General features: G+C 51.7%; 12 protein-coding genes. 4 read left to right on the forward strand and 8 right to left on the reverse strand.

The features are described 5' to 3' along the window. The first annotated feature begins 83 nt into the window (after positions 1-83). Positions 84-1,892 carry a UvrD-helicase domain-containing protein gene (locus NGM66_RS12200; RefSeq protein ID WP_208907288.1) on the forward strand — a complete coding sequence of 603 codons (1,809 nt, stop codon included), beginning with the start codon at positions 84-86 and terminating at the stop codon, positions 1,890-1,892. A gap of 73 nt (positions 1,893-1,965) precedes the next feature. Here the strand turns inward: NGM66_RS12200 and NGM66_RS12205 are convergent, their stop codons facing one another. Then, the gene (locus NGM66_RS12205; RefSeq protein WP_208907287.1) at positions 1,966-3,009 is read right to left on the reverse strand and encodes a zinc-dependent alcohol dehydrogenase family protein; all 1,044 of its coding nucleotides are present in this window, start codon (positions 3,007-3,009) and stop codon (positions 1,966-1,968) included. 15 nt (positions 3,010-3,024) lie between these two features. Next, positions 3,025-3,507 (reverse strand): flavodoxin, encoded by a 483-nt coding sequence (locus NGM66_RS12210; RefSeq protein ID WP_208907286.1) that lies wholly within the window; start codon positions 3,505-3,507, stop codon positions 3,025-3,027. A 198-nt stretch (positions 3,508-3,705) separates the two neighbouring features. On the opposite strand from NGM66_RS12210, the gene NGM66_RS12215 reads away from it, so the two are divergent. Then, positions 3,706-3,960, forward strand: a complete 255-nt coding sequence (locus NGM66_RS12215; protein WP_208907180.1) for a hypothetical protein — start codon at positions 3,706-3,708, stop codon at positions 3,958-3,960. A gap of 104 nt (positions 3,961-4,064) precedes the next feature. Here the strand turns inward: NGM66_RS12215 and NGM66_RS12220 are convergent, their stop codons facing one another. The 4 genes from NGM66_RS12220 to NGM66_RS12235 all read right to left on the reverse strand — a co-directional run bounded on the left by NGM66_RS12220 (position 4,065) and on the right by NGM66_RS12235 (position 6,486). Next, positions 4,065-4,700, reverse strand: coding sequence for an NAD(P)H-binding protein (locus NGM66_RS12220; protein ID WP_208907285.1), 636 nt, complete (start codon positions 4,698-4,700; stop codon positions 4,065-4,067). 128 nt (positions 4,701-4,828) lie between these two features. After that, entirely contained in the window at positions 4,829-5,266 is a 438-nt protein-coding gene (locus tag NGM66_RS12225; RefSeq protein WP_208907284.1) for a MerR family transcriptional regulator, read from the reverse strand. Between the two features lie 20 nt (positions 5,267-5,286). Further along, positions 5,287-5,940 (reverse strand): NAD(P)H-binding protein, encoded by a 654-nt coding sequence (locus tag NGM66_RS12230; protein ID WP_208907283.1) that lies wholly within the window; start codon positions 5,938-5,940, stop codon positions 5,287-5,289. Positions 5,941-6,114: 174 nt separating this feature from the next. After that, the gene (locus tag NGM66_RS12235; RefSeq protein WP_208907282.1) at positions 6,115-6,486 is read right to left on the reverse strand and encodes a DUF805 domain-containing protein; all 372 of its coding nucleotides are present in this window, start codon (positions 6,484-6,486) and stop codon (positions 6,115-6,117) included. Positions 6,487-6,599: 113 nt separating this feature from the next. Between NGM66_RS12235 and NGM66_RS12240 the strand changes: the two genes are divergently transcribed. Beyond that, complete coding sequence (locus NGM66_RS12240; RefSeq protein ID WP_208907281.1) at positions 6,600-7,028, forward strand: MarR family winged helix-turn-helix transcriptional regulator; 429 nt, start codon at positions 6,600-6,602, stop codon at positions 7,026-7,028. A gap of 195 nt (positions 7,029-7,223) precedes the next feature. Here NGM66_RS12240 and NGM66_RS12245 read toward each other — a convergent pair whose 3' ends face one another. After that, the gene (locus NGM66_RS12245) at positions 7,224-7,868 is read right to left on the reverse strand and encodes a TetR/AcrR family transcriptional regulator (protein WP_208907280.1); all 645 of its coding nucleotides are present in this window, start codon (positions 7,866-7,868) and stop codon (positions 7,224-7,226) included. Positions 7,869-8,044: 176 nt separating this feature from the next. On the opposite strand from NGM66_RS12245, the gene NGM66_RS12250 reads away from it, so the two are divergent. Continuing rightward, positions 8,045-8,638 (forward strand): NADPH-dependent F420 reductase, encoded by a 594-nt coding sequence (locus NGM66_RS12250; protein WP_208907279.1) that lies wholly within the window; start codon positions 8,045-8,047, stop codon positions 8,636-8,638. Between the two features lie 150 nt (positions 8,639-8,788). On the opposite strand, the gene NGM66_RS12255 is transcribed toward NGM66_RS12250, so the two are convergent. Continuing rightward, on the reverse strand, positions 8,789-9,802 hold the full coding sequence (locus tag NGM66_RS12255; RefSeq protein ID WP_258115746.1) for an RNA-guided endonuclease TnpB family protein: 1,014 nt from the start codon (positions 9,800-9,802) through the stop codon (positions 8,789-8,791). Positions 9,803-9,817 lie beyond the last annotated feature (15 nt).

Below are 9,817 nucleotides of genomic sequence, written 5' to 3' on the forward strand. Positions count from 1 at the left end.
TTATTATACCATGCCAACCACTTCAGAAACAGACTGGTCATTGCCGCTAAAGCGCGTAGACTAGAGAACTCGGAGGTGATTGGATGCATTCAGAAGCACAACATTTACAGGTGATTTACCAACAACTAACAGGTGATATTGCACAGCTTACCGATCAATTAACCCGTCTCACGCAGGAAGCGCGCACCATGAAACAACAGTTAATTGGTGAAGGACACTTAGACCTAGGCACTTTCAACGATCAACTTGAAACCTTTGCCAGCATCGAGAGTAATAACCGTCAGATCGACACGCTCAATGCCCGGCGTGACACCGCCATCACGCGGTTAGCCCATGCCAAGCTCTTGCTTCCCCAGGCTTATTTTGCGAAGCTCACTTTGGACTTTGGTGATGATGCGCCAGAACAGTTGTATCTGGGAAAAGTTGGCTATACGGACGAAGACACCAACGATTTGATTTACGATTGGCGCGCCCCGGTAGCTGACGCCTACTACGCTAATCGTACTGGTGCCACTAGCTACCAGGCAAACGGCCGCCAAATTCCTGTCACCGTCCTTGGTCGCCAACAATTCGTCATTGATCACGATCATTTACAACAGGTCATCGACACCGACACGGCCATCGGCGACCCCCTGCTCCTTGACGTCCTTACCAGTGACCGGCGAGGCGGGTTACAAGAAATCACCGCCACCATTCAACGGGAACAAAACGCCATCATCCGTGAAAATACGCATCCCATTGTCATTGTTGATGGGGTTGCCGGCAGCGGTAAGACTTCCGTGCTCCTGCAACGGGTCGCCTATCAACTTTACCGCCACCGCGCAGATTGGACGCCAGCTGACATCTTAATCTTAACGCCCAACGTGGCCTTCAGTCGCTACATTCGTGGCGTGCTCCCCGCGCTGGGAGAGGCCGAACCGTTAAGCAGTACCTATCATCATTTGGTCCGCTCATGGGGCCAGCGTTTCGGTCTGGACATCTTGGACACCGCCAATAACCATCTCGAACAACTCGCTGCCCGCCTGCAACAGCCCCTTGTCCTCACACCAGCCGGTCTCGATTCCCAAGCTTACGCCCAATCCAACGACCGCGACCCCTGGCTGGTGCGCATGCAACGGGCTTGGCGCTGGCTGTCCGCGGTTGGCAAACGTCCCGCGGATATCAGCCAATGGCTTGACTGGCCCAACTTGGCGACAGATTTAAAAATGCCGGTGCTCACCCCCTACGACCAACTCTACCTTCTGCTCAACTTCACTGCCTATCGCCAAACAACCACCGCCGCACTATTTGTCGATGAGGCTCAGGACTATGACGCTGACGCTTGGCTATTTCTAAGCACCTTATTTGCGAACGCTGAAATCACGATTGTCGGGGATCACCGTCAGCGATTAACGGGCACGGCCCCCACGATTGCCACCTACTTTCCGTCGCGTCAGACCACAACCCTACGCCTGACCACTAGCTACCGGGCGACCGGCGAAATTACCCGGTTCTTTGCCCAGTATGCGGGGGACTGGCAAGATACAGTTAAGGCTGTGCAAGCGGCGGGGACGCCGCCACAAGTGAGTCAACAAGCGGATTGGCCCACCCTTCTCAAACAACTCCCGGTCAAGTCAACGCAAAGTGTCGGTCTCTTCACGCCAACCGTCAGCGCTGCTAGCCGCTTAGCGCAACAGCTGCCACAGGCTCACCTGATCACTGGCAACGGCACCCACACGGTTCAGCCAGGGCTCAACATCATGGCGCTTCCCGTCGCCAAGGGCCTCGAGTTTGATTTTGCAATCATCACCGATTGGGATTCTGCCTACTACGCTGACCCAGAAACTGGCGCGAATCGCCGGTACGTCGCGACTTCCCGCGGGACCAAGGGGTTAATCATGTTACGAGATTAGTTGAGGCATTCGTTAGTAAAAAGGGCCACTGTAAAAAAACACAGTGGCCCTTTGCAATATCTATTATTAATAATTAATCGCTAATAACTAATAATGATTTAATAGCTTCACGTTTGTCCATCGCTTCATAGGCATTTTGCACGTGATCAAGATCAAATCGTTGTGTGAAGACCTTCCCCGGGTGAATCTCACCCTTCAAGACAGCATCCAACAGAACGGCGCGGTCATAAGTCGTGACCGAAGCAATGCCACCCCGCAGACCAATGTTCTTCCAGAACAGGTTGTTGGTGTTCATTTCGGCCTTCTGTGGCACACCCACGCGACCCACAACGGCGCCCGGACGACCTACCTTTACGGCTGTGTCCACGGATTGTTCGGTCCCGACACATTCCAACACGGCGTCGGCACCAGCACCATTGGTCAGGTCCATCACGCGTTGAACAGCTTCATCGCCCCGTTCGGCAACGATATCCGTAGCGCCAAATTCGGTGGCCAAGGCTTGGCGATCGGCGTGACGACTCATCGCAATGATCCGCTTAGCCCCACGAAGCTTGGCGGCAATCACGCCACACAAGCCCACGGCGCCATCGCCCATGACCACGACCGTGTCGCCGGCCTTGACTTCGGCCGTAGCGGCAGCATGATAACCAGTCGCCATGACGTCAGCCAGCGTTAACAGGTCGTTCAACTGGGCATCAGAGTAATCACTGGGTTGACCAGGCACCTTGACCAAGGCCCAGTCGGCATTCTTGAAGCGTAAGTATTCGCCTTGGTAGCCGACGATTTCGTCATCGGTCCGGGCATTTTCACAATCACCGTCAAAGCCAGCTAGGCAAGCCGCACAGTGACCACAGCCGTGGGTAAACGGCGCAATCACAAAGTCGCCCGGTTGGACGTTGGTGACGGCGGACCCGACACTTTCAACGATGCCAATGGCTTCATGGCCGACGGGCGTATTCTTTTGCCGATCGTTGATGCCGCGATACCACCACAGGTCGGAGCCACAGACGCAAGCCCGTACGATTTTTAAGACGGCGTCCGTTGGGTTCTTGACCGCTGGCTTAGGTAATTCTTGAGCTTCCACCTTGCCTGGTTCGATAAATACTGCTGTTTTCATTTAAAATTCCTCCATTTACTTCGTTGTTAAACGCTGCCACCAACTCGCCAGTTGCTGATTGGCCCCTTGAAGCTCACTTGATGTCAGGCCAATACCTGACGCCACAGTGGCTGAGGTGACCAAGCTGGCAAAATCATTCTCATAACCGCCGGGGGTCCCGGCATCGGTGTAGAACGGCGCGACGATTCCCGAGAAATTCGAGAGTGACTGCAAGAATGATCGCACCGGCGTCGAGACCTTCGCCGACCAAACGGGACCCCCCACGAGCAACACGTCATAGGCACTAACATCGGGAACAGCATTGGTTAAGGCTGGTAACTGATGCGTCGCCAGTTGCTGGTTCGCCACATCGGACGTGGCGTACATATCGTTGGGAAAGGTTCCCGCGGCGACCGTCAAGTCCACCCGGTCACCACCAGTCACACGCTGAAGCGCCGTCGCCAGTTTGGCCGTGGTGCCGGACCATGAATAAGCAATGATTAACACTTTCGTTGCCATGTGCAGATCTCCTTTATCGATTCAATACGTTCAGTTTAGACCTTAAAGTGGACTTTAAGGCAAGCGCTTTTTTGAAAAATATAGCGACATCTCGATGGCCGAACGAAAGGTCTGGTTGCCGCAATATCTTCCCAACAAGCCATCCACAACTTGTGCGCAATTTCCCTTAATCGTATACTGATTGAGGAGGGGATTTACTTGAAAAACAATCGGAGTTTCGCCTTACGTTACTGGATTTACGGGGCCACTATTTTGTTGTGGGGCAGCGCCATAGGACTATTTATGACGGCCTATCAGGACCATCATTTACTAAAGCTAATTCCCATCATCGCTTATAATCGACCACAGGGAGCCTTTGGCTGGTCGCTAACGTTGGCCGTCATTTTCTCGTTCGTCAGTTTCTGTGCCTTTCGCCAGCATAAGTTCACGCATCCGAAAGCACCGAAGTCTTAAGTTAAAAACGGCCACTCAGCAAGGATCTTCTTGTTGGGTGGTCGTTTTAGTTGTTCTCGCAAATTCATCTGGCGGACTCACCGTCCCCGCCTTGCCAACTTTAACTAGGCATACACCGGCGTATCGCCATCCGTACCCGCCTTGGCAATGCCTAGACTACTATGGCTGTGCAGGGTAGGATGATTAGCAATCTTCACGATCAGATCGGCAATGCTCTTCCGTGAGATCGTGGTGCCCTTGAACGTTTCGCCCTTCTCCGTTAGCTCGTAATCAATTTCATCCTTATTGGTCATGTAGCCGGCACGAATGATCGTGTAATTAAGCGGCGAGTCTTCGATCAGTTTGGCTGCTCGCCGCGTGTCTTCCATGACGGCATGCCCGATCGACCGTTCCAGCCAGGCGTCAAACTTCGCTGGCAATTCGTGGTACAACCCCAATCCCGTGATATACAGTAAGCGTTGCACGCCAGTTTCTTCCATGGCGCGCACGATATTCTTCGCCATGGGTTCAAACGTCCCACCCAAGTCGGCTAACACGAGGTCTTGATCGGCCATGGCAGCCTTCAACATGGCGTAATCGTTCACGTCACCTTCAATGACCGTTTCTCGCGTGGCATCAACGTCTTGCAACCGATTAGCACGGCGCAAATAGAGGGTCAACTGCACGTCCGTTTCCGCCAACAACCGCTGGCGCACCAAGCGGGCAATCTGACCATATGCACCTAAAATTAACACTTTCATGTCATCGCTCCTTTTCTGATAGGATCAGCTTACCCCTTCGAGTCAACTCGAAGGCAAATTTTTATAAAATAAAAAGCAATCTAGCTATTGGCTAAATCGCTAATTGGATAATTATTGGTCTTAATCGTCTAAAAGTTATCTTCGTCTGCCGGGTCTTCCTTGGCCACCTTGTCCGCGTGTTGGCGCTCCAGTTCCCGCAGTTCCGCTTCCGTTGATTCCATATGGTCATGGAAGTGGTTGAGTTTGTAATTCAAATGGTCAATGGCGGCCTGCAAGTCGTCGCGCTTTTCTTCCATGACGGCCAGTTGTTCCTTTAACAACGCCTTTTGTTCCTTGGTATTGTCCTCTTGGGCGTCAAACAGCTCAATGTACCGCCGGAGATTTTCAATGCTCATCCCCGCCGCCCGCATTTGCGTGACGAAGCGAATGCGGCGAATGATCCGGTCATCGATGTCGCGGTTACCCACTGCGGTCCGGTCAATCGCGGGAATCAGGGATTCCTTTTCGTAGTACCGAATGGCCGCGGAGGAGACCCCCGTTTTTTCGCTAGCTTCTTTAATGTTCATGTTGTCTTAGCTCCTCACTGTTAGTAGACTGGCCGGTTTTGTCCCGCTGTGGTTGGATCTGCCATCCCAATACTATCACGACTGTAGCGACTTGGGTCAGCAATGATCTGCAAGACCACGTCGGCGACACTGGACCGTGAGCCCGAAACGCCGTCGTAGGGCTGATTGCGGGTGGTAACGGTATAATTAACGTCGCGGTCATTTAACCAAGGCAATCGCAACGTGGTGTAGTCCAACCCGGAATCCGCCAACAATTGGTCGGACTGCCGTGCTGGCGCCATCCCTGCGCCAATCATTTCCAAGTTCCAGCGGCCAAATTCACCGGGAACCTCATCGTACAGGCCCAAGACGTTGGTGAACAGAACGCGGTCCACGTGATTAGCCTGCATCCCCGCAATCACATTTTTCGTCAGCCGGTTTTGACTATCGTGATCGACCACAGCCACAAAGACCAGGTCTTGACCAGCCATCGCTGCTGAAACTGCAGCGGAATCCGTGATGTCGCCTTCGATTAGGGTCACGCGCGGGTTGTCTTTCAACGTCGCCAGTCGACTGGCATTGCGCAGAAACAGTGTCAGTACAACATCTTGGTAGGCGTCCGCCGTTAAGAGACGGTGTTCCACGAGCCGGGCAATTTGACCATTAGCCGCGAGAACCAATACATTTTTTGTCATAAGTGCCATTCCTTTCCGTTACTTGAATGACCTTAGGATAGACCTTGATGTGTACTTCAAGGCAAGGGAAAAGTTTTAAACTGGTTCATCGCCTTTAATCTATAGCGCTAAGCTTGCCCTAATTAATCTGCTGTGCCGGTTCCGTAACATTATTGCCCAATCAGCAATTTCAGATCACTTTACGGCCCTAATCTGTGGCGCCCGCGATGGCCAACACCCAGCTACCGTCATGGCCAGCGCGCCCAATACGGGAATCGCATTGAGCACGACCCACCAACCGGATAACCGCAAGTCATGTAACCGCCGGACCTTAACGCTCAGCAGCAACGCCCAAGCCACCATCAAAATAAGCCGATCGGTCAACCGCAATGTGGGTAGCTGAACGGTCACAATCGCTTGCCAACCATAGCTTTGTGCCAACGCCAGTCCCACAATCATGGCCAAGCCAATCGCATAGACCATCACTACCGCCCACCAAAATTCTCGGCGACTCGCGGTCCCATGTCCCGATAAACTATGGCGGCAAAAAATCTTTAATTCACGCATGATGTCATCCTCCCAGGTCTGTTATTCCATCAAGTTAGATGTCTAATTTGCAATGACCGTAGTCTAGCGCGTACAATGCCACTTGTCAAGTCACTTAAAGAATGAGGTTTCCCATGAAAAATACAGCTGCCAGTGAACTAAACCATTTAATGCGCGAGATTCTCGTTGCGGAACAGCAAGTCTATGATCGGCGAGCACGCCAAGTCGGCGTCACCTTGCCACAAGCCCGCACACTGGGCTTCATCGCACAACACCCCGGCGTCAATCAGCGTGAAATCGCCGACCATTTTCACCGTCGAGGCGCCAGCGTGTCCAACCTTTTAAAAATCTTAGAACGGGACGGCTTGATCGTCAAGAACGCGAGTCACGGCACCCAGAACCGGTCCAACCGTATCACACTGACTGCGGCGGGCCAAGCCAAAGTTGTGGCCCTCACCACGATTTTTACCGATGTCGAAGATCAACTGACAACGCAGCTATCCCCCGCAGATAGCCAACAGCTCATTGCGCTATTGCGGCGGGTACAGTTGCCGCGAGATTAACCTGGTAATCAAAATAATAGTGGGACAACAGGCGGTTCGCTGGCGAGCGCTAAGGCTGATACGCAAATAATCCTAGTTTGGCTTGTTTGCGTATCAGTTTTAAGCGGAACCAGCTGCCTGTTGTCCCAAGTTTCAGCACTATAAGTTCGGAGATACCAATGAGTTTGGGCGTTTTGCCTCAAGCTCACTTTTTAATTACAAAATCAGTGCATAAGTCTCCCGAAACTTCCGCAAAACCGCTGACTCCAGTCCCGCAACCTGTTTAACGTCTAGCTTGGCCTGCCGATTTGCCGCTAACAAGCTGACCAGTTGTAGATGCAAGGTCGCTTCCAAATACCGGCTTGCTTGGTCAACCGTCAACTGCTGGTGCTGGACCTGCGTCAAGATCCCCTGGATCAGCGTTTGGGCTTGAAAGATCACGTAGTCGGCGGGGTAAACATCCATCAAAACCTGTTGCGTCTGCCCCTGAGCGACGTAAGCCGTCAGTCTGGTAAAGTAATCCTGTTGGGCTTTCGTGACTGCCTGAAAGTGTTCCGGGTAGCTCTTTCGCAGATCAGCCATGAACTGTTCGGTGGTCGATCCCATCAGTTGTAGCGATGCCAGCCAAATCGGCAGGAAGGTCGCCGGTGAGAACTGTTGGGGCACGGGATGTTCCGCGATGAATTCCAAATGGCGATCGACCACGGCCTGGACCACTTCATCCTTATTTTTAAAGTACAGATACAGGCTAGCCCGGCTGACGCCTACCGCAGTGGCGAGCTTGCCCATTGATAATTTCTGAAAGCCTTCAATTAAAATAACCTGATTTAGCTTACGCACTAAGTCTTTTTGATTAATCATGTTCGTTCACTCCTCATATCACTAGCATAGCATTTTCCGACGACTTAGACTATTTAAAATCTAACTTGTCTAATTAAATCGTCGTTTATGCTATCTGGGTAAACAAATAACTTCGCTTTTCGCAATTCTTCCCGTAGACTAGACCTAAGTCATTTTACTGAAAGGATTGAGTATTCATGAACATTGGTATCGTTGGTTCTGGCACGGTCGGCACGATTCTGGCGCAGACATTTAGCCGCGGTGAGCACACCGTCATCTTAAGTCATCAAGGCGGGCCCGCCAGCTTAGCACCTCGGCGCGCAGAATTCGCGGCTAACGTAACTTTTGACGAGGTCATGGTGGCTCTGCAGCAGCCGGTCGTCATCATCGCCGTACCATTTACGGTTGCTCCCGAGGTCCTGCACCAGATTGCCGATTATCAGCAACGCATCGTGATTGACGTGACCAATCAGTTTAACACAGACTTCAAGAAGATCGACACGCGACCGTTGACCGGTAGCGAAGTGATTGCCAAAGCGGCTCACAACGCCCGGGTCATCAAGGCCTTCAACACCTTACCCCACGAATTGATGACCGGTCGGGTGGCTGGCCCGGGACAGCGGGTATTATTCTACGCCGGCGATGATCGCCCCGCTAAGAAAGAATTCGCTGCGTTGGTCAAGCCGCTGAACTTCCACCCGGTCAACCTCGGCAAGCTCCGTCACGGTGGCAGCGTCATGCAAGTTGGCGGTGGCTTAGGCCATACGGCGTTTGTACAGTTGGATGAATGACAACATTATCGTAGTCAATTACCGCCGAATAAATTCAGCGGCTTGTCGCTCACGTGTCTCTCGACGCAGTAGTCCAACGTTCACTGAGAACTCCTACTCGTAGTGGCAACATCGTCGGGTAATTGACGGCTACCCGTTTAACTACCAGGTTTACCCGGTAGCTGTTGTTTTCTTGATTCTGGGGTGTTTGACCCCACTCAACCATTCTTGGCCTAGCATTTTGATATTCATGGCGCCTAGTCGGTCGTCATTAGACCGATACTGACACTGTTGGCAGTGATACTCGTGAATGTTGTGATGACGATTAGTCTTCTCAATCAGTCCACACTTGGGACAACGTTGGGAGGTAAAAGCCGGACTTACCTTCAACACTTGACTTTGAACCGCTTGGGCTTTATAGGTTAGGAACGCTTCCAGTTGAAAGAAGGCCCAGGAACGGTGGCTATTTCGCAGAGACTTAGGCAGATCATTGGTGTTGAACGTCACGTTCGTCAAGTCTTCCAAGACGAAGAGTGTTTGGGGACCGTACAATGCAACGAGTGTCTTAGATAGCTGATGATTGATATCGGTCATCCAGCGGTTCTCTCGTCGCTGTAATTGCTTCAACTTTTTCTTAGCTGATTTGGTCCCGCGATGCTGTAATTCTGCTCGTACCTTCTGGAATTTGTGACGTTTCAAAAGGATTTTCTTACCGTCAAAAAATCTCGTTTTCTCTTGTTGATCAACGGTAGTCGCTATGAAACGTAAGCCGCGGTCAATGCCCACGACCTGAGCTGGAACAGTTGGATCAAAGTCCGCGTTCTTTTTAGTCATACCAATATGCAAGTACCATTTGCCCCTGCTATGTACTAATCTTGCTGTTCCCAGTCTCCACCCCTTTTGGAAATAGTGTTCAAATCCTTTAACAGTGAAGGGCATCTTAGTTCTTTTTCCCAGGGTTGTTAAGGAAATCTCGGTCAGGCCACAGCTAAAAGAGTAATTACTTTGTCGGACCAAATCTGCCTGCGGACGTGAAAAGTGAAGTGGCTTGAACAACCAGGTCAAGTCTTTAGTGACACTCATCCACTTTTTATTGTCATCTTGATAGCGATAGGGATGTTGTTTCAACTGTTCCAAAACCGTCTTGTACCGTGCGACCACCGTTCTAAAAACAGACTGGATCATTTGACTGTTCAATGG

Origin of the sequence: Levilactobacillus yiduensis (assembly GCF_024718525.1) — a bacterium.
Taxonomy (GTDB): domain Bacteria; phylum Bacillota; class Bacilli; order Lactobacillales; family Lactobacillaceae; genus Levilactobacillus; species Levilactobacillus yiduensis.